Source organism: Achromobacter sp. Bel (assembly GCF_012928505.1).
Taxonomy (GTDB): Bacteria; Pseudomonadota; Gammaproteobacteria; order Burkholderiales; family Burkholderiaceae_B; genus Achromobacter.
The window spans coordinates 21,567-46,498 of the sequence record NZ_JABBJN010000050.1; the positions used below are offsets into that span (position 1 = coordinate 21,567).

Here is a 24,932-nt window from a genome sequence, read left to right on the forward strand (position 1 = left end):
CAGCCGACGCCCGACACGCCCCACGCGGCCGAGTCGGGCGTTGCGCATTCCGGCCTCCCATTGCCTCCCGTCTCCCCTGAACTGGCCGCCGCGCTGCGGCAGGCCCTGCTGGCCTTGCCCGAGCGGCCCGCGCGCATCGCGGTCGCGATCAGCGGCGGCGCGGACTCGGCCATGCTGGCCGTGCATGCGGCGGCGGTGTGCCGCGAGCTTGGCATCGGCCTGTCGCTGTTCCATGTGCATCACGGCCTGCAGGCCGCCGCCGATGCCTGGGGGCGCCAGGTGCATGCGTTGGGCGGCTTGCTGGGCGTACCTGTGGCCGAGGCGCGGGTTCAGGTCGACCAAGCCGGCGGTAAAGGGATCGAGGCGGCTGCCCGCGACGCGCGCTATGCGGCGCTGGCCCAATTGGCTGGCGCGCACGGAACGCGCCATGTGCTGCTGGCGCATCACCGTAACGACCAGGCTGAAACCGTGCTGCTGCGCTTGCTGCGCGGCACGGGGCTTGCCGGCATGGCGGCCATGTCGCCGGCGTCTCTACGCGACGGCATCTGGTATTTGCGCCCCTGGCTAGGCCAGGACCGCGCCACCATCCTGAAGGCCGCGGCGTCGGTCGAAACCGCTTGCGGGTGGCAACCGGTGCAGGATCCGACCAATGCCGATCCCCGCTATACGCGTGCCGCGGTGCGTGAGCTGCTGGCACCGGTGCTGGACCGCCGCTGGCCCGCGTGGCGAGGCATCGTCGCCCGGCATGCGGACCACATGGCCGAGGCCGCCCAGATCCTGGACGAAGTCGCGCGCGAGGATTTCGCCCGGCTCGATCCCAGTCCGGACGGTGCCAGTTTTTCGCTGCAAGCGTGGCGCGCATTGTCTCCGGCGCGCCAGTCGCAACTGCTGCGCCATTGGCTGGCGCAAAACGGCGCCCGCATGCCCACCGATGCGCGTCTGCGCGACCTGCTGCGCCAGCTACGCGAACTGCACAGCCTGGGCCATGACCGCCAGTTGCGGGTAGAGCAGGCGGGGCACGTCATCCGATGCCATCGGGGACGGGTCTGGGTAGAGCCCAGAGGATAAAAACGGCTGCTTTGGAAAGAATCCGCAGAAAAATAGCCGCGTAATGAACATAAATTTCCTCAAACTGAGCAAATTTTTACCGCCGCGCTAGAATATATGGTTTTGCCCGCCACCACTTTGCGGCGGGTTCCCAGCCAGAGTACGAGATGTCCCTGATCGTTCACAAATATGGCGGTACTTCGATGGGCTCGGTCGAGCGCATCAGGAACGTGGCGCGTCGCGTCGCGAAGTGGCATGCCGCAGGCCACCAGGTTGTTGTTGTGCCGTCGGCAATGGCGGGCGAAACCAATCGCCTGCTTGGCCTGGCACGCGAAATTACGCCCCAGCCCGATGGCCGCGAGCTCGACATGATCGCCGCCACCGGCGAGCAGGCCAGCAGCGGCTTGCTGGCGATCGCGCTGCAGGCCGAAGGCGTGCCGGCGCGCAGCTATGCCGGTTGGCAAGTGCCTGTGCGCACCGATTCGTCCTTCACGAAGGCGCGCATCAGCTCCATCGACGACGCGCGCATCCGCGCCGACCTCGACGCCGGCCGCGTGGTGATCGTGACGGGTTTCCAGGGCATCGACCCTGAAGGCCACATCACGACGCTGGGCCGTGGCGGTTCGGACACCTCGGCCGTGGCCGTGGCGGCGGCCATCAAGGCCGACGAATGCCTGATTTACACCGACGTGGACGGCGTCTACACGACCGATCCGCGCGTGGTGCCCGAAGCGCGCCGCATGGCCGTCGTTTCCTTCGAGGAAATGTTGGAAATGGCCTCGCTGGGTTCCAAGGTCCTCCAGATCCGCTCGGTCGAATTCGCCGGCAAATACCGTGTACCGGTCCGGGTCCTGTCCTCGCTGACCGACCCGCTCATCCCGCTCGACGAAGAAATGGTCTCGGGCACGCTGATTACTTTTGAGGAAGACGAAAAAATGGAAGCCGCCGTTGTCTCCGGCATCGCCTTCAGCCGCGACGAAGCCAAAATCACCTTGCTGGCTGTGCCCGACAAACCGGGCATCGCTTTCTCCATCCTGGGTCCGGTCGCCGCCGCCAACATCGACGTCGACATGATCGTGCAGAACCAATCCGTCGCTGGCACGACCGACTTCTCGTTCACCGTGAACCGCAACGAGTTCGCGCGCGCCGTCGACCTGCTCAAGCGCGAAGTGATCCCGGCCGTCGGCGCGGGCGAACTGTCCACCGACGAGAAGGTCGCCAAGGTCTCGATCGTGGGCATCGGCATGCGCTCGCACGTGGGCGTGGCCAGCTTGATGTTCCAGACGCTTTCGCAAGAAGGCATCAACATCCAGATGATCAGCACCAGCGAGATCAAGACGTCCGTCATCATCGACGACAAGTACATGGAATTGGGCGTGCGCGCGCTGCACAAGGCCTTCGGCCTGGACCAGACGCCGGGCGCCAAGGAATAAAGGCAACGGATCCGGTACGGTTTTTTTGATTGATGGCCCGTTTGCGGGCAAGACTCCAAAAAAACGTGCTAGAATCTCGTTCTCTTTTCGGAGACGTGCCCGAGAGGCTGAAGGGGCTCCCCTGCTAAGGGAGTATGTGGCTAAAAACTGCATCGTGGGTTCGAATCCCACCGTCTCCGCCAGATCTTCAGCGCTGGCTTAAACACCCAGCGCTGAATTAAAAAACCCGCAATCGCGAAATCGATTGCGGGTTTTTTTCATTCCAGCGCAGATAGCAGTTTGCGCATCTGTTCCGCCCCATCCTCATCATTCGGCCTGAGCGTCATCAAGGTTCTTCGACTGCCGGCGCATGGCAGGCCACGCCAAACTTGTTCCCGTCCGGATCGCGAAAGTACGCGCCGTAGTAGTGAGCATGGTAATGCGGTCTTACTCCGGGCAGCCCCTCGCATGCCCCGCCGTTCTCAAGCGCCGCTTGGTGAGCGGCGTCAACCATTGCTCGAGACGCAGCCGCGAAGGCAATCATCTGACCATTGCCCGGCTCGTGCTGCCTGCCGTCGTAAGGGGTGCAGATAACGAAAAAGGGACGCGATTGATCGGCGCTGTGCCAGCCCGCCCACGGCCTGTCGCGGTCGCAAAAGCGCATTTCAATACCGAGTCTGTCCATAAGCGGGGTGTAGAAGCGAAGCGCTCGCTCGAAATCGGTCACGCTCACGAAAATATGTGAAAACACATCGGCTCCTTTAGGCAGGGGAGTGTCACGGCAAGGCCGCCAGCAAGGCGCGGGCTTGATCCACCACATCGGCGTCATTTGGCCGGAAATCCATCCGCGTGGCTTGCGGCAACTGCGTATAGTGCGCATGGCTGCTGCGGGCGTAGGCGGGGTCGTAGTGGCGGTCAATCAATTCGCGCGCCAGATCGATGCGGCGGCCTTCGTCCACCATTTGCAGCCAGCCATTGATGACGTCGCGGCTGTGCAGGCCCAGCAGGCCCAGCAGGCGTTGCAGTTGGGCTTTCAGCCACTCCGGATTTGCGAACAGTTCCGCGTAATCCTGTTGCAGGAAGGCGGCGCGGTCTTCGCGCGTGGACACGACTTCGATGCAGGCGCCCTGGTGCATCGCTTGCAGCAGCGCGGGCGGCAGGGCTACCGAGCCGATCTTGCGGCTTTCCGATTCCACGTAAACCGGCCGGCTGGCGTCCAGTTCGCGCAGCCGCATGGCCAGCAGCGTGTCGAACCGCTTCTGCGAGGGTTGGGCGATGCCGGGCAGCGCGCCCAATAGCGAGCCCCGATGCGACGCCAACTGTTCCAGGTCCAAGGTCTGGGCGCCGGCCTGCTCCAGCGCTTTCAGCAAGCGGGTCTTGCCGCTGCCCGTGGGGCCGACCAGCACGACGCAGCGCAGGGCCGCAGGCAGCGCGTCCAACGCCTCGAGCGTGGCGCCGCGGTAGCGCTTGTAGCCGCCGTCCAATTGGCGCGCGCGCCAGCCGATCATATTGAACATGACGGTCATCGAGCCGGAGCGCTTGCCGCCGCGCCAGCAATAGACCAGCGGACGCCATCCTTGCGGCCGGTCGGCGAAGGTGGTCTCCAGATACCGCGCGATGTTGCGGGCCACGATGGCCGCGCCGGTGCGCGACGCTTCGAAGGGCGAGACCTGACGGTACAAGGTGCCGACCAGCACGCGTTCTTCATTGCTGAGCACGGGCGCGTTGATCGCGCCGGGGATATGGTCGTCGGCGTATTCCAGCGGCGAGCGCACATCGATGATTTCGTCGAAGTCATCCAGCTTGTCCAGGCTGGCGAGCAGGTGTTTCACGTGAGTGGCCGTTGCGTTGATCGGAGGGCGGGAAGCGGCCATTAGCATAGTGCTTTCCGGCGAAGGGGGCTTGGCGCGCCGGTTGCTATCATCCTCGTATTCTCCCTGCCTGCCCGGAATATGGAATTCTCATTCAAATGCGCCACCTGTGATCAGGTCCATCATGGCCTGCCGAGCTTTGGCGCCGACGCGCCCGAAAGCTACCACCGCATCGCCCCGGAAGAACGGCAGCAGCGCGGCGACCTGGGCAGCGACGACTGCGTGATCGACGAGCAGCATTTCTTCTTGCGCGGTTGCATCGAATTGCCCATCCATGGATATCCCGAGCCCTTCGTGTGGGGCGTGTGGGTGTCGGTCAGTCTGGCGAGCTACGAGACCTGGGTACGGACCGTCGACGAGCCCGAGCGCGCGCAGACGCCGCCCCTGTTCGGTTGGCTGAATACGCAATTGGCGCCTTATCCGGATACGCTCGGCCTGAAGACGCATGTGCATCTGCGCGACGGCGGCATCCGGCCGGCCATTGAGCTGGAGCCCACCCGCCATCCGCTTGCCGTCGAGCAGCGCGAGGGCATGACGATTGAACGAGTCGCGGAAATCTACGCGATGCTTGTGCATGGCGCCGGCGTGGCGCAAACCTAGGAGCCGCCCCTTGAAGCTCAGCAAGATTTTCGATGCCGCCCGCAGCGGCGATGTGAAGACGGTGCAGGCTTGCCTGGAGGCGGGCGCGGACCCCGCGGCGGTCGACGCGCATGGCTTCACCGCATTGCAGCAGGCCGCGATGGGCGCCAACGATACGGAGATTGCGCCGAACCTGGCCGTGCTCAAGGCGTTGATCGATGCCGGCAGCCCGCTGGAGTTCCAACGCGAGGGGCGCACCGCGCTGTATCTGGCGGCCGAGTTCGCGCCCAGCACGGAAGCGGTGCAGATGCTGATCGATGCGGGCGCCCGGGCGGATATCCGCGATGCCCATGGCAATCACATCACCGTGAACGCGATGATGCCCGAGGTGCAGGAGCTGTTGTCCGAGTTGACCGGCGTGGCGCTTGAAGAACCGGAACCGGAACCCGAACCCGTCAAGCTCAGCGCCGCGCAATGGCGCGAGGCGCAGGGCCGGCTGGATGCGTTGTTCGAGGTATTGACGCAAGCGGGCCTGGTCGCCTTGCAAGACGCAGGCACGACGCAGTCGGATGGCTTTGCCGATTGCACGGAGATCTTTCACGAGCGCGGCGGCGCGGCTGCCGGCTTGCACGGGTTCTGCTTCTATACGCGCCAGGACCGCAACCGCGCAAAGAAGGAAGGGCGGTTGGATCTGGCGTTTTGGGGCGCGCCCGAAGGCGCGGACGCCGACATGCTGCGCGTTGGCGGACTGATCGTGCGCGCGGCCGAAGCGGCCGGCCTGCCGGTTGCCTGGAATGGCAGCGCCGCCCGGCGGCCCACGCTTACGCTTTACTAGGTTGCCCAGGGCGGATGGCGCATAGGCGGCGCCCGCCCTCGGCAACCGCGTTCAGGCGCTGAACGTCAGCGTATTGCTCAGGTCGCCCATGGGAAGCTGGCCGCGCGCCGTCATCGCGTCATCGCGCGCTTTCAGGCCTTCCAGCATTGGCAGGTCGAACACGCGCGTGGCCAGGCGCAGGATCGAACCCGTGTCGTACACCGTGTGGTCCACCGTGCCTTTCTTGGCGAACGGCGAGATCACCAGCGCCGGGATGCGCGTGCCCGGGCCCCAGCGATCGCCCAGGGGCGGCGCTACGTGGTCCCACCAGCCGCCGTTTTCATCGACGGTGACCACCGCCACCATGTTTTCCCACTGTGCGCTCTTGCGCAGGCTGTCGACGATGTGGGCGATATGGCGGTCGCCCGAGTCCACGTCCGCATATCCCGCGTGCATGTTCAGGTTGCCTTGCGGCTTGTAGAACGTCAGCGCGGGCAGCTTGCCGGCTTCGGCGTCGGCCAGGAATTTGTTGGTGGAAGACAGGTCTCCAAGCCCGCCGTCGCGCAGGTGCGCCGCGCGTGCGGCGGTGCCGGGCGCGGTGCTCTTGAAATAGTTGAAGGGCTGGTGGTGCGCCTGGAAATTGGGCGACGAGGGGAAGCCCGTGTTGGCCGTGGTGTCCACGGCAGCCTGCCAGCCGCCTGCGTACCAGGCCCAGTCCAGGCCTTTGGCGGTCATCAGGTCGCCGATGTTGTCGTGCGTTTGCGGCACCATTGTTTGCGGATTGGTGGCGTCGGCCAGTGTCGGGTCGGTCGCGTCCCGGTTGAACGAAGGCCAATAGGGCGGGGCCATCGTGTTGACGCCGTAGCCGTCGGGCGTCAGGGCGCTGGCGCCGAATTGAGGAATGCCGGCCAATGCGCTGGCGGGCGATGTGGCCTTGGGTTGCAGGCGCGGGTCGGCGGGGTCGGCGCTTTGCAACTGGGCGATCTGCGTCTTCGCCACCGAGTCCGCCACATCGGGATAGAAGGGCGGGCGGCCTGCGGCCAGGTATTGGTGGTTCAGGAACGAGCCGCCGAACGCGCCCTGGAAGAAGTTATCGCACAGCACGAATTCCTGGGCGAGTTTCCACAGGCGCAGGTTGTAGGCAGAGTCGCTGTAGTGGCCCATGACCAGCGCGCCGGAATCGGCCCATGCGACGAAGCGGTCGTTCTTGCCGCCGTTGATCTGCATCTGGTTTTGATAGAACACATGCCACAGGTCGCGCGTGACGACGCCTTGCGGCAGGGGTTCGCCCTGCGGTCCCAGCAGCGCGAACGGCGCGTTGGGCAGGTTGTTCATGTAGGGCGCTGTTTGATCGACCTGATACGTGATGTGGTTGGCCTGTTGCGACGTGGGCACCATGCCGTTCCACACGGGCGGCAGCACGGACAGCGGCGTGCCGTCGCGGTCGTTCTGCGTGTAGTCTGCCGCGGTCAATGCGGACAGCGGCTTTTCCACGCCGGGGAAGTTGGCGAACAGGTTGTTGAAGCTGCGGTTCTCGGCAAAGATCACGACCACCGTTTTCACATTGGCGCGCAATTGCTGGGTCAGATCGGGCGTGGGCGTGGGTGTGGGATCGGGCGTGGGCGTGGCGGGGCTGTCATCGTCGTCATCGCTTGAGCAGCCGGACAGGGCCCCCATTGCCGCCGCGCTGGCGCCCAGCGCGGCGATGCCGGTCAGGAAGCCGCGGCGCGTGGGGCGTACGGGCGATTCCGCGTCCGTGGGGGCGGCGGACGGTGCGCCGGCGTTCTTTTCGTGGTCAGACATGAGGAAGGACTCTTGAGCTAGCGGGTGGCGCGGCGCACTGTCATTGCGCCGCGGGATCACCGGATGACAGCCGGCATCGTTAACGGCCGCTAGGCTAAAGAGCCAAGGTTCTATCGGTGTGACCATCCGCTGTCAGATAGCTGTACGCAGGGGCGGCAGGCAGCGGTAAGGAGGGCGCCGAGATGCGGACCGGTATGAAATATTCCCGCCGCCGACTTGCACGTTTTCTGAAACAACGCTATTATTCAAGGCTTGCTTTTTGATGCGCCCGTAGCTCAGCTGGATAGAGTACCTGGCTACGAACCAGGGGGTCGTAGGTTCGAATCCTGCCGGGCGCGCCAAGTTTTCAGTACCCCATGTTCCCCGCGAACGCAGGATGCGAAAAAACTTAAAAAGAAAAAGCAAGTAGGGGTAGCAGCAGCCCCAACGGCTTAATTATTCTGATATAATTTTGCCTCTTTGTCGGAGCGCCCGTAGCTCAGCTGGATAGAGTACCTGGCTACGAACCAGGGGGTCGTAGGTTCGAATCCTGCCGGGCGCGCCAAAGAAAGAAAATGGAAAGGCCTTTGATCTCGTATCGAAGGCCTTTTTGTTTTTCCGGCGCATGTCATGCATGCAGTATTGAAACTGCGCAGGGAAATTCAGTGATGCGGCGCCTGTGTAGCCGTAGTTTGCGGGCCGTCGTGCCCCGCATCATCTGTGTCTTCGAATCCCCAATCCCCCACGCTTGCCCAATCGTCTCCCAGGAGTTCGATGGGGTGCATGGTGCGATCGGAGCCGTTGCCGCAACTCATCGCGTCGGTTGGGCAATAGCGGTCGCAGCCCCAGCAGATGCGTTCGGGGTGCTTGGGATGCATCGGAAATTTCTTGGCCATGGTTTGCCTGCATGCGGGGTGAGGCAGGATCGGGTCCTGCATTGCTGCACGTTCAGCGTACTGCGCAGGGGCGCAGGCCATCGTTGATCTGGCGCAAGGCATCGCGGATCACAGGAAGCCGCGTGTTTTCGTTCCCCGATTTGCGCGATGGTAATTTTTCATGTTATAAACACGCCTCTTTCGGGGCGCCCGTAGCTCAGCTGGATAGAGTACCTGGCTACGAACCAGGGGGTCGTAGGTTCGAATCCTGCCGGGCGCGCCAACTTATTTTGAACACGCGGTATCAACGATGCTGCGGTTCTGCCGAAAGGCAAAAGCAATAAAGACGAAGCGGCTTGATGGTCATCCATCAAGCCGCTTTTCTTTTGTCCGGACCATCACGGCGGCATGCGCCGCCGCGAGGATCCGCGTCTTATCACCATACCCGGAAGACGCGGCCAGTCTGCGCGCCTTCGACGCTGCGGCGGTAGGCCAGGGCCACGCGGCTGGCGGGCACGGCTTCGAAGCCCGGGAAGTAGGGCCCGTAGCTGGCCATCGATTCTTGCAGTACGTTGGGGCTGACCGAGTTGATGCGGATGCCCTGCAGTTCGACGGCGGCGCCGCGCACAAAGCCGTCAATGGCGGAATTCACCGCCGAGGCGTTGGCGCCGAAGCGGATGGGCTCGTCGCTGACGATGCCGCTGGTCAGCGTGATGGAGCCGCCCGCGTTGACGTAGTGCTGGCCGATCAAGGCCAGGTCCACCTGGCCCAGCAATTTGTCGTGCAGCCCGATCTTGAACTGCTCCGCCGTCATGTCGGAAAGGGGGCCGAAATGCAGGCCGCCCGTGGTGGAGACGATGGCGTCTACCTTGCCCACGCGTTCGAACAGGTTGCGGATGCTGTCGCTGCGGGTCACGTCAACCTGATGCTGGCCTTGGGTCTTGCCTACGGTAATGATGTCGTGGTGTTGACCGAGGTCTGCCGCGACCGCGCGGCCGATGGTGCCGGTGGCGCCGATAAGAAGGATTTTCATAGGGTCTCCCGGGGATTGCCCGAAATCTGTTCGTTTTGTCGCGCACCGGCCCAGCGCCAGTGCATGCAGTGATTCTCGCCGTTTGATTTCCGTGGAAAAATCCCGGAATAGTGGAAACACTTCACACTCAGGGTGCGTAATTCATGGACCGTTTGCTCAGCATGGAGGTGTTCGTGGCGGTCGTGGAGCTGGGCAGCCTGACGGCCGCGGCCATGCGCCACGAGATGTCGCCGGCCATGGCGGCCAAGCACATCAAGGGGTTGGAAGCGAGGCTGGGCGTGCGCCTGATGAACCGGACGACCCGGCGGCAAAGCCTGACCGAGGCGGGCCAGGCGTACTTCGCGCGCTGCAAGGCCATCCTGGCCGAGATCCGCGACGCGGAACAGGGCGCTGAGGCCTTGCGGCTGACGCCCAGGGGCCACCTGCGCATCACGTCGACGGTGACCTTCGGTTCATTCGCGCTGACGCCGGCCATTGCCGACTACCTGACCATCTATCCCGATGTCAGCGTCGAGCTGGCGCTTAGCGATGCCGTGGAAGACATCGTGGCCGCACGCTACGACCTGGCGGTGCGTATCGGCGAACCCGCGGACTCAAGCCTGGTCGCGCGCATGATCGGGCGCTACCAGATGATCGTCTGCGCAGCGCCCGCATATCTGGAGCGTTACGGCACGCCCGCCACCCCGGACGATCTGGTGCGGCATCAATGCCTGGATTTTTCGTATTGGAGCCGCCGCACCGGCTGGCAGCTGAACAGCGGAGACGGCAATCAGGTGGGCTATCCCACGGGCCGATTCCTGTCCAACAACGGCCAGGCGCTGCGGCAGGCGGCCCTGGCGGGCTTTGGCGTCGTGCTGCAGCCCGAGCTGCTGCTGGGGGACGACGTGCGCGCCGGTCGGCTGGTGCCGATCCTGCAGCCGTATTGGCCCGCCGCGCGACCGGTCACACTGCTGTATCCGAAAGACAGGCAGGCGCTGCCCAAGCTCACGACCTTCGTGGACTTTCTGGTGGACCGATTCACGCGGTAGGGCGGGGCGTCGTTCAGCGCCGTCGTCGGTCGACCGCCGTCAACGAGATGCCGTTCTTCAGCATCTCATAGGCCTGGCCGCCAAGCCAGGTGACTTTTTCGCCTGAGCTGGTCCGGCAAATGCAGTGCATCTTGGGATCGAAGCGCGAAGTCCCCAGCGCGGAGTACGCGTCGAGATCGGCTACGAAACGTTCAATGCGATACAGGGTGCCGTCGGGGGATGTGACAAGCACATCGGTCAATCGTCTTGCGGTGCCGAGCATACTGCTCACCTCCTGCGCGGGCCGTCTTTCATGCGGCGCCAAAGTCACGTGGACGTTTTCAAGATGCGTGGGCGGGCGGGGAGACCCCGCGCGGCGCTACTGAAAACGCCCTCCTAACAATGAATCATCGAGTTGGTCGGGTGACACGCCCAATGCTTCCGAAACGCGATCCAGGATGACCTGGCGTGGCCGTGGACGCGGCCGTTCCAATTCAATGTAGATGGAGTGGTCCACGCCGAGCCGGGCCGCCATATCCGCAGTGCTGATATTGAGGTGCTCGCGCCAGGCGCGTATCAAGCTCCAATCGTTGCCGGTTTTTAGATTGACGACAGCTAGTGGTAAAGGGGTGTGCCCGGCAGTCAGTTTCTTGTGCGGGGTCGCCCGGTATGCATCCGGCCCACTTCGCTTGGCGGCGCCGCTTTTGCGGGAATCGCCACGAGGCGTCGTGTTATCGGATTCGGCGGTGTAGATCGCATCGCCGTTAGTCTCACGATACTGGTTATTTCCTATCCAGGATAGCGTTTCACCATTGTCGAGCATGCACTGGCAATCCAGATGGTAATTGCTGGGAACGCTCTCAAGTTTGGCGATGGTCTCGGGGGTCGTGGCGTGCCGCACCACACGATGCAGGACACCGTCTGATGAACGCACGAACACATCGGGAAGTCTCCAGGAAAAAGGGATGGTGCTCTCCACGGCCGAAACAGCTTGCGCCACTGTAATCCGGTGACACAACGGTGAGATTTGGGGTTTCCCCTCGACTGCTGCAGCAACCTTGTTTCTACCCCACAACGACCCTAAAGATCTTCACAAATCTTCACCACGCATGACGCTATCATCGCCGCGTCGCCCGTTGGAGCGGGCTTGCAGCTTGAGTGTCGAGCATGGTGGGAGAGGCGGCCGCGACGCGGCGCGCGCATGCGCCGAGGCGGCAGGCGCGGAGGATTTCCGGGTGGGCGGTGGTGCTGTCTTGCGCCTTGCATGGGGGCGTGGGGGCGCTGTGGTGGTTCGACCGGAATGCGCCGACAAGCGCTCGGGAGGCGGAACCCGCCCTGATCGTGGTGGTGCTGCCGGCGAAGCACTCCGCCTCTGCACCCGTATCGCCGTCCGTGCCGCGGTCGGCGCGGGCGGCTTTGCCGTCGGGGAGTCAGCCTTCCGCGACCGCATCCGTCACGAGCAAGGGCGCGCACCCGCCCTCTGCCGTTGCTCCGCAGCCTGATTTTCGCTGGCGGGAGGCGGATGCCGAGGCGGTGGGCCTGCCGCGCGCCCGGGGCGAACCCGTGTTTCGCCTTGCGCCGAAGGCGCGCGAGGAGCCGTCCGCGCTGGCTCAAGGCATAGCCAAAGCTGCGCGGCCGTCCTGCAAGGACGCGCACTCGGCTGGCGGTCTGTTGGCGTTGCCGATGCTGCTGGCGGATACGCTGACGGACCGGGGCTGCAAGTGGTGAGTCGATGGGTGGACGAGGATCCGCGCCGATGCGTCCGTCAGCGGCCGGTGGCGCCGAAAGCCGCCGCCAGCAGGCGGGGCATGACATCGGCGGCCGCACCGTGCAAATTGCAGTGCGCTTGCCGGTCCAGGGGCGTCACGGTCGGGTTGACCTGGACGACCGTGGCTCCCGCGGCCAGCGCGCGTTGCGGCAATTCAGCGGCAGGGTAGACCAGCGCCGACGTGCCGATGGAGAACAGCAGGTCGCATTGCTCGGCGGCGCGCAGGGCGCCGCTCCAGGCGTCGGCAGGCAGGCTTTCGCCGAACCACACGACGCCCGGCCGCACCGGCGCGCCGCAACGCGTGCAAGCGGGCGGCGCGATGCGGCGTCCTTCGTCAGGTGCCTCCGGCATGCCGCCCGACAACGCTTGCGGCGCACCGCAAGATGAACAGCGCGGCGCATGCAGGCTGCCGTGCAGGTGCGCCACTTGAGGGCTGCCGGCACGCTCGTGCAGGTCGTCCACGTTCTGCGTGACGACGATCAATTCGGGAACGTGGCGCGCGAGCGCCGCGATGGCGCGGTGCGCGGCATTCGGCTCGGCGCGCAGGGCTTGCCCGCGGCGCCATTCATACCAGCCCCACACGATATCGGGATGCGCGCGGAACGCTTCGGGCGTGGCCAGCGATTGCGCGTCAAAGCGCGACCACAAGCCCGTCAAGGCATCGCGGAAGGTGGCGATGCCGCTTTCCGCGGAAACCCCGGCGCCGGTGAAGACGACGACGCGCTGCGCGCCGCGTAAGGTCTGCACCAGTGCGGGTGGAATATCTTGGTAAGTACTCGTCATTTTCAACCTGGAAGATAGCCCGATACGCTGCGCGCTTACGCCTGGCCCTGTCAAGCGCGGCTTGATGCCCATCGCCGTGACGGCGGCAGGGATAAACGTGCGCAAGTGTCCCGAATGGTGGATACTGGTTTTCTCATCTGGGATTTTCCCGCCGACACGGAGATACGCAATGCCCGACGCTTCACCCGGACTGGACCGGCTTCGCCGTTTCATCGCCACCGCGACGCGGCTGGCCACCCCGGACGGGTTGGCGCAGACGCCGGCGCTGGAGGCGGCCTTCGCCGACCTGGTGCGCCACGACGATTGGCTGCCCGACGCCTGTACCACGCCGCATCCGCAGTACTACCAGCAGTTCCTGCTGCATTGCGATCCGCTGGAGCGGTTTTCGTTGGTCAGCTTCGTCTGGGGGCCAGGGCAGTTCACGCCGGTGCATGACCATGAGGTCTGGGGCTATGTGGGCATGCTGCGTGGCGCCGAAATCAATCAGCGCTATGTGCGCCATCCGGACGGCCAACTGACGCCTGCGGGCGAGGCCACCACCTTGCAGCCGGGTGATGTCGAACGCCTGTCGCCCGAAGCGGGCGACATCCACCGCGTGTCCAACGCCTTCGCGGACCGCGTGTCGATCAGTGTGCACCTGTACGGCGGCAACATCGGTGCGGTGTCGCGGCATGTCTATGATCCGCAGACGGGGCAGCCCAAGCCGTTCGTCTCTGGCTATTCGTCGCCCAGCCTGCCGAATCTATGGGACCGATCCGCTGCCGTGCGCGCCACGATCCCCGGGCTGAAGGGCTGAACGCCGCGTCCCGAAAGCGCTGTTCGCGCGCGGCGTCTCATGCTATGTTTCCGTCCTAAATATTAGGAAAAATGGCATGGACAAGACGCTGCTCAAGGGACTGATGGTGTTGGAGGCGGTGACCGACGTGGACAATCCGCCGCGCACCATCGATGCGCTGGCCGCGCGGGTTGGCCTCACCCGCAGCAACACGCATCGCACATTGCAAACGCTGATCCACGCCGGCTACGTCATCAAGGACGATGACGGCGGCGGATACCGTGGCGCGGTGCGCCTGTTCGAACTGGCGGCGCGCCAACTTGCGCAACTTGACGTGCGCAAACTGGCGGCCCCGTTCATGCGCACGCTGGCTGACCAGACGGGTGAAACCGTGCACTTGTCGGTACTGGACGGGTTTGATGTGGTCTACGTCGACAAGATCGACAGCCCCCAGCCTATCCGGGCCTATTCCATGGTGGGCGGCCGCGCGCCCGCCTACGCCGTGGCGACCGGCAAAGCCCTGCTGGCCTACCAGCCTGACGGCTATGTCGAGCGATATGCCGAGCAACTGGTGCGCCACACGCCGTCCACCATCGTGTCCATGGCGCTGCTGAAAGACGAGCTGCGCAAGATCGCCCGCGCGGGCTACGCCGTGAACCGCGGCGAATGGCGCGAAGGCGTGGGCGGGCTGGCCGTGACGCTGTTCAACAGCCTGGACCAGCCCGTGGCCGCGGTGGGCATCTCTGGCCCGCTCGACCGCCTGAGCGCCGCTAGGATGAAGCAGTTGGCGCCGGATGTGTCGGCCTGTGCGCAGGCCATCTCGCAGGGGATGGGCTATCGGCGGGGCTTTCTGGATCAGTAAGCGGCGCCGGCCGGGCGAGCGCAATCGCGAGGCGCTGCGCCTGGTCCCGGGCCAACCGCGCGTTCACATCCATCGACGTGGTCCAGAAGTAGGTGCCGCCGGCCAGGCTGCCCAGCACCGAGATCTGCGTCAGCACCGCGTTCCGCGCATCTTTCAGGCAACCCGATTCGTAATCCAGCGCCAGCCCGCCGAACGGATCCGGCTGCGCATGGCCGTCCTGCAGCAACGCGGCGACCAATGGATCGCGGGTTGCCGCGGCATCTACCGAGAAGCTTGTGGCGTTGATCAGATGGCGGCTGGCCTGCGTGACGAGGCCATCGGCGCTGCGCAGGCGCGTGTGGAACTGCTGGTTCGACGGGTCGTAGCGGCTGTCCACATAGCCCGCCCGCACCTGCAACTGGCCACGTTGGAACAGCGCCTGAAGTTTCAGCGCATTGCGCATCGGAAAGGTGGCGCGGCGCGCCATCCACAGGGACCGCCATTGCGATTGGAAAATGCGGCGTTCGGCGGCGGGCATCAAATGCCAGATCTGATCGACCGCTGCGTTGGTGGCGGCGGCTACCGCTTGCCAGGGACGGGCCGCTTGCGACGAACGGCGGATCTCTTCTTCCAGCGCAGTGCGTGCGTCCGTCTCCAGGCCCAGCACGTCGGCGGCGTCCAGCGGGCCGCCCATGGCCCGCACCTCGTCTTTCAGCGCTTGCGCGATGAGTTCGACGGATAGCGCCCCGCCGTGGCTTGCGGCAAGCTGCAAGGCGCCGTCGCGGCTCAGGTGGCGCAACGCCACCGGCGGTTGATTGTGGGGGCTGCGCACCGAGGGCAGCCGCCCGTTGCGCGATACGCACACGATGGGGCCGCGGTGGCCGGACTGCTGCAAGGCGGCGATGGCGTCCACGGCGCTCAGGCTGGTGCCCACGACGCACACGGCGTCGTCCCGCGCGATCGTGTTTGCCAATTCGGCGACGGGGTAGGGGCTGTTGAAATAGCCGGGTGCGTCTTCCAGATGCGGAAAGGCCTGCGAAGGCAGGTTGCCGTTGCACAGCACCGCATGGCGGGCACGCCAAGGCGGGCCCTCGTCCGGATTCACGCATACCCCGCCATCGGGCAGCGGCGACACGCGTTGGACCCGGTTTTGCACATGCAGCAATGTCACGCCCAACGATGGCGCCAACCGGCGGCAACGCGCATGGATGGCACGCATGTAAGCGCCGAACAGCGGCCGCGGCAGGAAGTCCGACGGAGCGATGGCATCGACGCCCGCCTCGCGCAGCCAGGCGGGATCCTGCTGGCGCAGCCAGTCGACGAAGTCCATCCGCTGGTCGGCCCGCGCCGACATGTTGCCGGCGGGGATGTTGAGCAAATTGCTGGGCAAGTCTGCCTGATAGGCGCCGCCCGGCCCCGGCTCGGCTTGCGGTTCGAAAAGCGCAACGCGCAAAGGGCGGGAGGCGGGGCCGCGGCCCGCCGCTTCCAGTGCCAGCAGGAATTGGTAGAGCAGGCTGATGGCGACCGAACCGCCACCCACGATGGCCAGGTCCGCGGCCATCGATGCGGAGGATGCGTGGGCAGGCGTCATTTGGCGGTCGACATGCGCACCACGTCCGCCCAGCGGGCGACTTCCTGCTTGAGCACGCGGCTGGTGTCGGCGGGCGAAGTGGCCACGGCATCGGCGCCCAGCTTCAACGCGGCCTGCTGCACCGAGGCCATGGCGGCGGCTTTTTGCATCCCGGCCGACAGCTTGTCGACGACGGCAGGCGGCGTGCCGGCGGGCGCCAGCAACGCGTAGGTGGTGGCGACGGAATAGTCCTTCACGCCTTGCTCCATCAGCGTGGGCAGGTCGGGCAGGGCGGTGGCGCGCGTGGCGGTGGTCACCCCCAGCAGCCGGATCTTGCCGCTGGCGACCTGCGGCAGCAGCGCGGGCAGGGTTTCGATCACCATGTCGATCTGGCCGCCCAGCAAGTCGGTGATGGCCGGGCCGCTGCCACGGTAGGGCACATGCATCAAGCGGGTGCCCGTTACCACCTGGAAGAGTTCGCCCGCCATGTGTTGCGACGTGCCCGGGCCCGCCGATCCGAACGTGATGGTGCCGGGTTTGCTCTTGGCCAGCGCGATCAGTTCCTGCACGTTCGTGGCCGGCACCTTGCTGTTCACGGCGACCGCCATCGGCATGCTGGTGGCCATGGAGACGCCGACAAACGCGGTGGCGAAGTCATAGCCCGGCTTGTCCGGCATGGCGGCGTGAATCGCGTGGCTGCCTACGGCCCCCATCAGCAGCGTGTAGCCGTCGGGTGCCGATTTGGCGACGTACTCGGCGCCGATTTCGCCGCCTGCGCCCGCCTTGTTCTCGACCACCACGCCTTGCCCCAGGAAATCACCCAGGTGTTGCGCATAGATGCGCGCGGCGGCATCCGTGGCGCCGCCAGGGGGAAACGGCACGACCATGCGCACGGGTTTCGAGGGCCAGGCCTGGGCTTGGGCGGGGCCGGCGGCCAGCGCCAGGACGGCGCCGGCGAGTGCAATGCGCCACGTTTGCTTCATGGGAGTCTCCTTGGTGTGGTCGGGCCGTCCTGCGCGGGCCCCTGCGGCTGCGGGGGCTTGCGGCGCTGCGACCTTGTTCTATAAGTCCTAAAATATAGGACTCGTATTCCAATAAATGGTTTACGTAGAATTCCACACGGTGATATGCTGGTCAACAATTAAGCGCGTCACCTAGGGATTGCACTAGGAAACACTGGGGGGTGACATAAATCTGTCCGGCATGATGCCATCCTGGAAACCGCGCTCTTATAATATTTTTTGCATCCTAAATATTGAATTTTCATAACGAGAGGTCAGACATGACACCCAGTTCGGCGCTTGCCGGCATCACGGTGCTGGAGATTTGCAATGTCGCGGCGGGACCGTTTTGCGGCATGTTGTTGGCGGATATGGGCGCCGACGTGATCAAGGTGGAGAACCCCGAGGGCGGCGACACCCTGCGCAGCTGGCCGCCGATCTCCGATGGCTACAGCGAGAACTTCGCGTCCTTGAATCGGAACAAGAAGTCCGTGACGCTGAACCTGAAAGATCCGGGCGACTTGGCCCTGGCGCGTGAGCTGGCGCTGACCGCCGATGTGCTGATCGAAAACAACCGGCCGGGCGTGATGGATCGCCTGGGCCTGGGCTATGCGCAACTGCGCGAGACCAATCCCAAGCTGGTCTATTGCTCGATCTCGGCCTATGGCCAATCGGGTCCGCGATCGCAGGAAGGGGGGTTTGACCTGACCATCCAGGCGATGAGCGGCATCATGAGCGTGACGGGCGAAGCCGGCGGCGAACCCGTGAAATGCGGCGTACCCGTGGCGGACTTTTCGGCGGGCCTGTATGGCGCCTTCGCCATCGCTTCGGCGCTGCGCGCAGCCCAGGCCAGCGGGCAGGGCACGCACATCGACGTGCCGATGCTGGGCGCCACGCTGGGCATCGCCGCCTTGCAGACGTCGGAGTTCTTCGGCAGCGGCAAGGACCCGGTCAAGCTCGGGTCCGCGCATCCGCGCAACGCGCCGTACCAGGCGTTCCGTTGCAAAGGGGGCTACTTCGGCATGGCCGCGGGCAACCAGGCGCTGTGGAAGGGCGTATGCACGACCGTGGGCCGCGAAGACCTGCTGGCCGACCCGCGCTTTACCGACACCAGCGCCCGCGCCCGCAACCAGACGGCGCTACGCGAGATCCTTGAAGCCATCTTTGCCAGTGAAGATGCGCAGACCTGGCTGGCGCGTTTCCGCGCCGCCGGCGTGCCGTGCGCGCCGATCAACACGTATTCCGAAGTGCTGGCGGACCCGCAGGTGGAGCACATGGGGTGGGTGCAGCCGGTGGAACTGCCCAATGGCGTGCAGACACGCACCTTTGGCCTGCCGGTGCGGTTCGACGGCCAGACCACCGCGTTGCGCTTGCGCCCGCCCGCGCTGGGCGAGCACAACGACGAAGTGCTGGGGGCCGTGCGCGCCAAGCAAGGAGCGGCGGCATGAGCGGCGTTCTCCGTATCGACAGACAGGGCGCGCGGCATGTGCTGACGCTGGCGCGCGCCGAGAAGATGAATGCGCTGTCCGCCGAATTGGTCGAGGCGTTGATCGCGGCGCTGGACGAGGCCGAGGCGCAAGGCGCCAAGCTGATCGTGCTGAAGGGCGAAGGCAAGAATTTCAGCGCCGGCTTCGACTTCGGCGATTGGCAGACGCAAAGCGAGGGCGACCTGTTGTTGCGCTTCGTGCGCATCGAGACCTTGCTGCAACGGCTGGCGGCCTCCCCGTGCCTGACGGTGGCGCTGGCGCACGGGCGCAATTTTGGCGCGGGCGTTGACCTGTTCGGCGCCTGCAAATGGCGCATCAGCGCGCCTGACGCCACGTTCCGCATGCCTGGCCTGAAGTTCGGCCTGGTGCTGGGCACGCGCCGCTTCGCCGCGCTGGTGGGCGCCGAACGTGCGCGCACGGTCTTGGAGCAGGCCGCGACGTTCAGTGCCGACGAGGCGTTGCGCGACGGTTTTGCCAGCCGGCTTGCCGATCAGCAGGAATGGCCGGGAATCGAGCAACAGGCGGCGGACGCCGCGGCCGCGTTGACGGACGCCAGCCGGGTCCAGCTGTATGCGGCGCTGTCGCTTGAGACGCCGGACGTCGACCTGGCGCGCCTGGTGCGTTCTGCGGCGGCGCCAGGGTTGAAGGACCGCGTGGCCGCCTATCTGCAGGCGCGCTAGGGCACCAAGAATCAGCAGGGGAGGACAAGACAATGGCTTCGGGTTTCAATCAAAAAAACAAGCAGTGCTCGGTGGCGGAGCTGGCGGCGCTGGTGCCGGACGGCGCATCCATTGCGTTGGGCGGCAGCTTCCTGCACCGCGGGCCGTTCGCGTTTGTGCGCGAACTGATCCGCCAGGGCAAGCGCGATCTTGAACTGATCAAGCAGTCGCCCGGGTACGACGTGGACATCCTGTGCCGCGCCGGCGTGCTGCGCCGCGTGCGCGCGGGCATTGTGGCAATGGAAGGCAACTTCGGGCTGGCGCCGTGGTATCGGCGCGCCGTGGAGCGCCGCGAGATCGAATTGGAAGAGCACGCCTGCGCCAGCCTGACAGCGGGATTACGGGCGGCGGCGTTTGGCGTGCCGTTCCAGCCTTGCGGCGGCCTGCATGGCAGCGGCTTGCCGGCATTGAATGGCTGGGCCTGCCTGGACGATCCTTATGGCAGCGGCGAGAAAACGTATGTCGTGCCCGCCATTCGTCCGGACTTCGCCGTGATCCAAGCTTCTGAAGTAGACGCGCTGGGCAACGTACGCGTGCACGGCACGGCGCACTGGGACCGCATTATGTCGCGCGCCGCGGGCAGCGTGCTGGTGGTGGCCGAGAAGGTCGTCGACAGCGCGGTGTTCGAAGCGCAACCCGAATCCACGCTGGTGCCGTACTTCATGGTGCAGGCCTACGCCGTGGCGCCGGGCAGCGCGTGGCCGGGATCGTGCTGGCCGGATTACGCCATCGACTATCCCGCGGTAGAGGCATACATGGACAAGAACAGCGATCTGCAAGCGCACCTGGCCGCGGCGCCCGAAGCGCAAGGGGGCAATCATGGCTGAGCAATGGTCGGGCTTTTCGTACATCGTCACCAATCTGGCGCGTTTCATCCGCCCCGACGAGATCACGTTCAGCGGCGTCAATTCCACGATGCCGATGCTGGCGTGCCTGCTGGCCAAGCGCGCCTACGACTGGGACTTTGTCTACATCAACGTGGCGGGCGGCGTGAACCCACGGCCTTCGCATATCCCGATTTCAAGCTCCGACCCGGTGCTGGCCGAGCATACCGCGTCGATCTTCTCGAACGAGGACTTCTACGACTTGTGCACGCGGGGCCGCATGGACCTGACCTTTCTGGGCGCGGCGCAGATCGACGGCGCCGGCTGCGCCAACAATTCCTGCATTGGGGATTGGCATGAGCCCAAGGTACGCCTGCCGGGCGGCGGCGGCGGCGCGGTGATGCTGCCCACCGCGCGCCGGGCGTGCACGTGGCGCACAGAGCACTCGCGCCGCACCTTCGTGCAGAAGCTGGATTTCATGACGTCCTGGGGCGGCTTCCACGGCGTGGTGACGCCGATCGCCGTGTTCGTGAAGCGCGACGGCAAGCTGGCCTTGCAGTCCTGGCATCCGGAGTCCAGCCTGTCCGAAGTGCGCGAACGCACCGGCTTCGAGTTCGATGCGGCAGGCGCCGCACCGTCGGCGCCACCGACGGCGGCCGAAGCCCGCGCGCTGCGCGAGCTGGACGCGGACGGTCAATTCGAACGCGACGCCGCCGTCGCGCTGCGCTAGGAGACCGCCATGACGATTGCCGAGGCCACGCTGGTGGCGGCGTGGGAACGCGCGTGGCGCCAGCCCGGATGGGCGGCGCGTCCCGCCATCGTGACGGCCGATGAAACACTGAGCTATGCGGCATTGCGACGGCGGGTCGGGCAGGTGGCGGGCGGGCTGCACGCGGCTGGCGTCCCGCGTGGCGGCTTCGTGGCCGTGGCGATGGAGCGTTCGTTGGACCAGGTGCTGGCCATCCTGGGCGTCATGGCGGCAGGGGCCTGCCCCTGCCCGCTGGAGCCGCGCCTGTCGGCCGAAGAAACCGCGCGCCGCGTGTCGGCGGTGGGGCTGGCCTGGATGCTGTACGACGAGGCCAATGCCGCCACGGCCGGGGCCTGCGGCCTGCCTGGGGCACGCTTGCTGGCGGCCGCCCGCGTCGCGCAGGGGCCGGAAGACTGGACAGGCTGCGATGTGTCCGGGGCCGATCCCGGCCTGTTGCTGTTCACCTCCGGCAGCACGGGTAATCCCAAGGGCGTGCTGCTCAGCCACCGGGGCTTGGCGAACAATGCGCGCGGCGTGCTGGCGCACACCGGCTTGACGCCGGACGACCGCCTGCTGCATGTGATGCCGCTGCATCACACCAACGCGCTGAATAACCAGATCTTCACGCCGCTGCTGGCGGGCGCCAGCGTGGCGTTGGCGGGCCGCTTCCGGGCGGACGACATGCCGGGTCTGTTGCGCGCGTTCCAACCGACGATCATCACGGGGGTGCCCACCATGTACGCCCGCATGCTGGAATTGGCGTTCGATCCGCAAAGCCTGGCGCACCTGCGCTTCGCGCGTTGCGGATCGGCGCCGATCACCGAAGCGCTGCATCGGCGCATCGAGGCTTTCCTGGGCTGCCCACTGGTAGTGTCCTATGGCTTGTCGGAAGCGACCTGCACGTCCACGATGAATCCGCCGCAGGCGCGCCGCGTGGGATCGGTGGGCACGGTGCTGGCCGGCCAGCGGGTGACGTTGCGGCTGCCGGACGGCGCCGAGGCGGCGCCGGGAGGCGAGGGCGAAATCTGCATCGAAGGCGACAGCCTGATGCTGGGATATCTGGGCGTGGGCAACGCGGACGGCACGGCGCCCGCACTGTTGCGGACAGGCGACCTGGGACGTTTCGACGGGCAGGGGTACTTGAGCATCACCGGCCGTATCAAGGACGTGATCATCCGCGGTGGCGAGAACATTTCGCCCGCGTTGATCGAGGGTGTGGTCACGGGCTTGCCGGGCGTGGCCGCGTGCTGCGTCGTGGGGGCGCCGGACGAGGACCTGGGTGAAGTGCCGGTGATCTTCGTGCAGGGCGATGGCGCTGCCCTCGACGCGGCGGGCATTCAGGCCGAGGTGTTGGCGCGGTTGGGACGCATCTACGTGCCTCGGGACGTGCGCTGGATCGAGCGCTTGCCGGAGAACGCCGTCGGCAAAGTGGACCGCAAGGCCTTGGCGAGGCAGGCGGCGGCAGCCGCGGGCCAGAACGCCTGCGCCTGACGGTCAGGACTGGCCGCGCAGCCGGGCCAATTCGGCCGACAGCTCGACCACCAGCGCCTGGGCGCGCGCCAGCGGGTCCTGCCCTTGCGCGGCAGCGGGCGCGAAGGGTTCGGCGGCGGCCTGCGCCGGCGCGTCCTGCAACCGGGGGTGCACGCTTTCGTGGCCCACGCTGACGTCCACGTCAAAGACCAGTTGTTCGGCGCGATGCCACGTCGTGAACCATTCCAACGGCCGGCCGTGCTGGTCCATGCCTTGGCCTTGCAGCATCAGCAAGGGGATGCCGGCCCGCGTGTCCAGCAACGTGGCCAGCGCGGCGTCGGCGGCGACAGCGCGGATCTGGTTGCGTCCCGCGCCGGGACGCAGGCCGAAGCGGCGGGTCAGCACGCCATGCAGGGATGCGTCGGCAAGGTCTTCGGCGCGCAGGCCGGGCACGGCGTCCGCGGGCAGCCAGGTGCGCACATAGGCCAGCGGCGCATCGGCCACGTGGCGCAGCCGCTCCAGCATCAGCAATTGCGTCGTGCCGAAGAAGGCGGCCACGTCTTCGGGCGGTTCTGCCCGGGCGAAAGCCAGCACGCGGGTCTGCAAGGCCACGCCCGATTGCGCGAACTGTTCGTACAGGCCCGTGGAGCGCTGCACCAGACGGCGGTGTTCCTGCGGCGCCGCGACGGTCGCCGGGCGTCCGGTTTCGCGTTGGATGAGGCCTTCGGTGGCCAACGCGGCCAAGGCCTGGCGCACCACGCTGCGCGCCACGCCGAAGCGGTCGCACAGCGCGGCTTCGCTGGGCAGCACGGCGCCGGCCGCCAGCTTGTTCGTCCGGATATAACCCCGCAGCAGGGTCGCCACCTGGGCGTGCAGCGGGATATCGCCGGAGCGGTCAAGGATGGGCAATGCGTCGTGCGTGGCGGGCGCCATGGGAATCAACCTCCGGTTTGTGCCCGCGCAGTTTCCCATACATGCGTCCAGCCCGGGGCCAGATGCGCGGCACGCTCGGCGGCCAGGATCAAGCTGTCTTCGCGGGCGATGCCCTTGCCGGCGATGTCGAACGCGGTGCCGTGGTCGACGGACACGCGCACGACGGGCAGGCCTACGGTGATATTCACACCGTCGTCGCCATAGACCGCCTTGAACGGCGCGTGGCCCTGGTCGTGGTAACAGGCGATCACGAACTGCCACTTGCCGCGCACCGCTTGCGGGAACAGGGCGTCGGCCGGGATCGGACCAGCGGCCAGGATGCCGGCCGCGTTGGCTTCGGCCACGGCGGGTGCCAGGATGTCGGCGTCTTCGGTGCCGAAGATGCCGTTTTCACCGGCGTGCGGGTTCAGGCCCGACACGGCCACCGGCTGGTCGCCACGGCCCAGTGCCTTGGCGAACGATCCGGCCAGGCGCAAGACGGCGCGCATGCGGGTCGGGGTCAGGTCGTCGATAGCCTGGCGCAGCGACACGTGGGTGGTGGCGTGGAAGATGTAGAGGTCGCCGGCCGACAGCACCAGCGAGAACGTCTTGACGCCGAACTCGTGGGCCAGCAGTTCGGTGTGGCCGGGCCACTTGTGGCCGGCGGCGTGCATGGCGGCCTTGTTCAAGGGCGCGGTGACGATGCCGTCGACTTCGCCGGCGCGCGCCAGGGCGCAGGCCGTGGTGACGAAACGCACCGATCCGTCGCCGGCGTCGGCGCTGATTTCACCCAGCTTGACGTGCGCCAGCGACGGGCCGGCTTGTAGCACCTCGATCGTGCCGGGGGTGTTGGTGCAGTCGGCCGCGCGGTCCAGCTTGCGCACGATGGCGGGGTCGCCGCCCAGGCTGCGCACGGCGTTGGCCATGACGTCGACGTCGCCGACCACCAGCAGGCGGGCTTTCTGGCGCAGTTCGTCGTGGCCCATCAGCATCTTGGCCGTGATCTCCGGCCCGATGCCCGCCACGTCGCCCAGGGTGACGGCCAGCAGCGGCAGCGTGTTGGGTTGGGGTTGTGTCATCGCTTGAATCTCCTGTCGCGGATCGCGCGCACTGCGCGAACCAATACGTCTTCGGTGCCAAAGCCGCCGGCCTTGGTCACCACGGGCAGGCCTGCGGCCATGCCCCCGGTCAGCGTGCCCAGAGGCACGCCGCCCATTACTTCGTCCACCAGCGCGATGCCGCGGGCGGCAAGCGCCACCAGCACGCTGCGCGCGCCGTCGCCGCCGGTGGCGACAACGCCTGCCGCGCGCGAGGTGGTGATCAACTGTGCCGCCAGGCTGCCCAGCCGCTCGGCGACCTTCTCGGAATCCAGGCCGTCAAGTTGTCCTTCGGGCGCCAGCAGCAGCACGGTGCCGGCGTCGGCCGGCGCCTGTGCATGGTGTTGCAGCAGCGGCAGACTCCAGGCCTGCCATGCCGCGTCGTCGGCCAGTTGGGCCAGCGACGGTGTCCAGGTGTCTGCGCCCGAGGCTTGCAGGGCGGCGGCTTGGGCGCGCGCCGCGCTGTGTTGCGAGGTCACGACGACCACGACGGGCGCCGTCTGGTCGGCGCCGGCCC

General features: G+C 66.2%; 26 protein-coding genes and 4 tRNA genes. 17 read left to right on the forward strand and 13 right to left on the reverse strand.

Going from position 1 to position 24,932, the window contains the following annotated elements; all coding sequences use genetic code 11:
- Positions 1 to 81: 81 nt before the first annotated feature.
- From tilS to HG262_RS24305, 3 genes are all read left to right on the forward strand, one after another.
- Entirely contained in the window at positions 82 to 1,068 is a 987-nt protein-coding gene (gene tilS / locus HG262_RS24295) for a tRNA lysidine(34) synthetase TilS (protein WP_248293487.1), read from the forward strand.
- A 146-nt stretch (positions 1,069 to 1,214) separates the two neighbouring features.
- Positions 1,215 to 2,480 carry an aspartate kinase gene (locus HG262_RS24300; protein ID WP_169273460.1) on the forward strand — a complete coding sequence of 422 codons (1,266 nt, stop codon included), beginning with the start codon at positions 1,215 to 1,217 and terminating at the stop codon, positions 2,478 to 2,480.
- Between the two features lie 89 nt (positions 2,481 to 2,569).
- Positions 2,570 to 2,662: transfer RNA gene (locus HG262_RS24305), tRNA-Ser, on the forward strand.
- Positions 2,663 to 2,805: 143 nt separating this feature from the next.
- On the opposite strand, the gene HG262_RS24310 is transcribed toward HG262_RS24305, so the two are convergent.
- Both HG262_RS24310 and mnmH read right to left on the reverse strand, forming a co-directional pair.
- Entirely contained in the window at positions 2,806 to 3,210 is a 405-nt protein-coding gene (locus tag HG262_RS24310; protein ID WP_169273461.1) for a VOC family protein, read from the reverse strand.
- A gap of 25 nt (positions 3,211 to 3,235) precedes the next feature.
- Positions 3,236 to 4,291 (reverse strand): tRNA 2-selenouridine(34) synthase MnmH, encoded by a 1,056-nt coding sequence (gene mnmH, locus HG262_RS24315; protein ID WP_169273462.1) that lies wholly within the window; start codon positions 4,289 to 4,291, stop codon positions 3,236 to 3,238.
- A 120-nt stretch (positions 4,292 to 4,411) separates the two neighbouring features.
- On the opposite strand from mnmH, the gene HG262_RS24320 reads away from it, so the two are divergent.
- Positions 4,412 to 4,930 (forward strand): DUF2199 domain-containing protein, encoded by a 519-nt coding sequence (locus tag HG262_RS24320; protein ID WP_169273463.1) that lies wholly within the window; start codon positions 4,412 to 4,414, stop codon positions 4,928 to 4,930.
- Positions 4,931 to 4,940: 10 nt separating this feature from the next.
- Positions 4,941 to 5,744, forward strand: coding sequence for an ankyrin repeat domain-containing protein (locus HG262_RS24325; protein WP_169273464.1), 804 nt, complete (start codon positions 4,941 to 4,943; stop codon positions 5,742 to 5,744).
- 51 nt (positions 5,745 to 5,795) lie between these two features.
- Here HG262_RS24325 and acpA read toward each other — a convergent pair whose 3' ends face one another.
- Entirely contained in the window at positions 5,796 to 7,526 is a 1,731-nt protein-coding gene (gene acpA, locus HG262_RS24330) for an acid phosphatase (protein WP_169273465.1), read from the reverse strand.
- A gap of 264 nt (positions 7,527 to 7,790) precedes the next feature.
- On the opposite strand from acpA, the gene HG262_RS24335 reads away from it, so the two are divergent.
- Positions 7,791 to 7,867 (forward strand) — tRNA-Arg (locus tag HG262_RS24335).
- 126 nt (positions 7,868 to 7,993) lie between these two features.
- Positions 7,994 to 8,070, forward strand: a tRNA-Arg gene (locus tag HG262_RS24340).
- A 97-nt stretch (positions 8,071 to 8,167) separates the two neighbouring features.
- Here the strand turns inward: HG262_RS24340 and HG262_RS24345 are convergent.
- A complete protein-coding gene (locus HG262_RS24345; protein ID WP_169273466.1) occupies positions 8,168 to 8,401 on the reverse strand; it encodes a DUF3079 domain-containing protein in 234 nt (77 codons plus the stop codon).
- A 185-nt stretch (positions 8,402 to 8,586) separates the two neighbouring features.
- Here HG262_RS24345 and HG262_RS24350 point away from each other — a divergent pair.
- Positions 8,587 to 8,663, forward strand: a tRNA-Arg gene (locus HG262_RS24350).
- Between the two features lie 153 nt (positions 8,664 to 8,816).
- Here HG262_RS24350 and HG262_RS24355 read toward each other — a convergent pair.
- On the reverse strand, positions 8,817 to 9,413 hold the full coding sequence (locus tag HG262_RS24355; RefSeq protein WP_169273467.1) for a short chain dehydrogenase: 597 nt from the start codon (positions 9,411 to 9,413) through the stop codon (positions 8,817 to 8,819).
- A gap of 143 nt (positions 9,414 to 9,556) precedes the next feature.
- Between HG262_RS24355 and HG262_RS24360 the strand changes: the two genes are divergently transcribed.
- The gene (locus HG262_RS24360) at positions 9,557 to 10,441 is read left to right on the forward strand and encodes a LysR family transcriptional regulator (RefSeq protein ID WP_169273468.1); all 885 of its coding nucleotides are present in this window, start codon (positions 9,557 to 9,559) and stop codon (positions 10,439 to 10,441) included.
- A gap of 13 nt (positions 10,442 to 10,454) precedes the next feature.
- Here the strand turns inward: HG262_RS24360 and HG262_RS24365 are convergent, their stop codons facing one another.
- On the reverse strand, positions 10,455 to 10,703 hold the full coding sequence (locus tag HG262_RS24365; protein WP_175216741.1) for a hypothetical protein: 249 nt from the start codon (positions 10,701 to 10,703) through the stop codon (positions 10,455 to 10,457).
- Positions 10,704 to 10,799: 96 nt separating this feature from the next.
- Entirely contained in the window at positions 10,800 to 11,399 is a 600-nt protein-coding gene (locus tag HG262_RS24370; protein ID WP_169273479.1) for a helix-turn-helix transcriptional regulator, read from the reverse strand.
- 179 nt (positions 11,400 to 11,578) lie between these two features.
- On the opposite strand from HG262_RS24370, the gene HG262_RS24375 reads away from it, so the two are divergent.
- On the forward strand, positions 11,579 to 12,148 hold the full coding sequence (locus HG262_RS24375; protein WP_169273469.1) for a hypothetical protein: 570 nt from the start codon (positions 11,579 to 11,581) through the stop codon (positions 12,146 to 12,148).
- Between the two features lie 37 nt (positions 12,149 to 12,185).
- Here HG262_RS24375 and HG262_RS24380 read toward each other — a convergent pair whose 3' ends face one another.
- Positions 12,186 to 12,971, reverse strand: coding sequence for an NAD-dependent deacylase (locus HG262_RS24380; RefSeq protein ID WP_169273470.1), 786 nt, complete (start codon positions 12,969 to 12,971; stop codon positions 12,186 to 12,188).
- A gap of 169 nt (positions 12,972 to 13,140) precedes the next feature.
- On the opposite strand from HG262_RS24380, the gene HG262_RS24385 reads away from it, so the two are divergent.
- Positions 13,141 to 13,767: a cysteine dioxygenase gene (locus HG262_RS24385; protein WP_169273471.1), complete on the forward strand. Its 627-nt coding sequence runs from the start codon at positions 13,141 to 13,143 to the stop codon at positions 13,765 to 13,767.
- A gap of 76 nt (positions 13,768 to 13,843) precedes the next feature.
- Positions 13,844 to 14,608 carry an IclR family transcriptional regulator gene (locus tag HG262_RS24390; RefSeq protein ID WP_006225528.1) on the forward strand — a complete coding sequence of 255 codons (765 nt, stop codon included), beginning with the start codon at positions 13,844 to 13,846 and terminating at the stop codon, positions 14,606 to 14,608.
- On the opposite strand, the gene HG262_RS24395 is transcribed toward HG262_RS24390, so the two are convergent.
- Both HG262_RS24395 and HG262_RS24400 read right to left on the reverse strand, forming a co-directional pair.
- On the reverse strand, positions 14,517 to 16,178 hold the full coding sequence (locus HG262_RS24395) for an FAD/NAD(P)-binding protein (protein ID WP_248293484.1): 1,662 nt from the start codon (positions 16,176 to 16,178) through the stop codon (positions 14,517 to 14,519). The genes HG262_RS24390 and HG262_RS24395 overlap by 92 nt on opposite strands.
- Entirely contained in the window at positions 16,175 to 17,140 is a 966-nt protein-coding gene (locus HG262_RS24400) for a tripartite tricarboxylate transporter substrate binding protein (RefSeq protein WP_169273472.1), read from the reverse strand. Before HG262_RS24400 ends, HG262_RS24395 begins: the two co-directional genes overlap by 4 nt.
- 299 nt (positions 17,141 to 17,439) lie before the next feature.
- On the opposite strand from HG262_RS24400, the gene HG262_RS24405 reads away from it, so the two are divergent.
- The 5 genes from HG262_RS24405 to HG262_RS24425 are packed head-to-tail and all read left to right on the forward strand — an operon-like array spanning position 17,440 to position 22,427.
- Positions 17,440 to 18,606: a CoA transferase gene (locus HG262_RS24405; protein ID WP_169273473.1), complete on the forward strand. Its 1,167-nt coding sequence runs from the start codon at positions 17,440 to 17,442 to the stop codon at positions 18,604 to 18,606.
- Positions 18,603 to 19,325 carry an enoyl-CoA hydratase/isomerase family protein gene (locus HG262_RS24410; protein ID WP_169273474.1) on the forward strand — a complete coding sequence of 241 codons (723 nt, stop codon included), beginning with the start codon at positions 18,603 to 18,605 and terminating at the stop codon, positions 19,323 to 19,325. Before HG262_RS24405 ends, HG262_RS24410 begins: the two co-directional genes overlap by 4 nt.
- 32 nt (positions 19,326 to 19,357) lie before the next feature.
- The gene (locus HG262_RS24415) at positions 19,358 to 20,191 is read left to right on the forward strand and encodes a CoA transferase (RefSeq protein WP_169273475.1); all 834 of its coding nucleotides are present in this window, start codon (positions 19,358 to 19,360) and stop codon (positions 20,189 to 20,191) included.
- Positions 20,184 to 20,918 carry a CoA-transferase gene (locus tag HG262_RS24420; RefSeq protein ID WP_169273476.1) on the forward strand — a complete coding sequence of 245 codons (735 nt, stop codon included), beginning with the start codon at positions 20,184 to 20,186 and terminating at the stop codon, positions 20,916 to 20,918. Before HG262_RS24415 ends, HG262_RS24420 begins: the two co-directional genes overlap by 8 nt.
- A gap of 9 nt (positions 20,919 to 20,927) precedes the next feature.
- Positions 20,928 to 22,427: a class I adenylate-forming enzyme family protein gene (locus HG262_RS24425; RefSeq protein ID WP_169273477.1), complete on the forward strand. Its 1,500-nt coding sequence runs from the start codon at positions 20,928 to 20,930 to the stop codon at positions 22,425 to 22,427.
- A gap of 3 nt (positions 22,428 to 22,430) precedes the next feature.
- Here HG262_RS24425 and HG262_RS24430 read toward each other — a convergent pair whose 3' ends face one another.
- From HG262_RS24430 to HG262_RS24440, 3 genes are all read right to left on the reverse strand, one after another.
- Positions 22,431 to 23,339, reverse strand: coding sequence for a GntR family transcriptional regulator (locus HG262_RS24430; protein ID WP_211187753.1), 909 nt, complete (start codon positions 23,337 to 23,339; stop codon positions 22,431 to 22,433).
- Between the two features lie 5 nt (positions 23,340 to 23,344).
- Positions 23,345 to 24,397 (reverse strand): 4-hydroxythreonine-4-phosphate dehydrogenase PdxA, encoded by a 1,053-nt coding sequence (gene pdxA, locus HG262_RS24435; RefSeq protein WP_169273478.1) that lies wholly within the window; start codon positions 24,395 to 24,397, stop codon positions 23,345 to 23,347.
- A partial coding sequence (locus HG262_RS24440) for a nucleotide-binding domain containing protein (RefSeq protein ID WP_282437046.1) occupies positions 24,394 to 24,932 on the reverse strand: 539 nt, incomplete at its 5' end. The genes HG262_RS24440 and pdxA, both read right to left, overlap by 4 nt.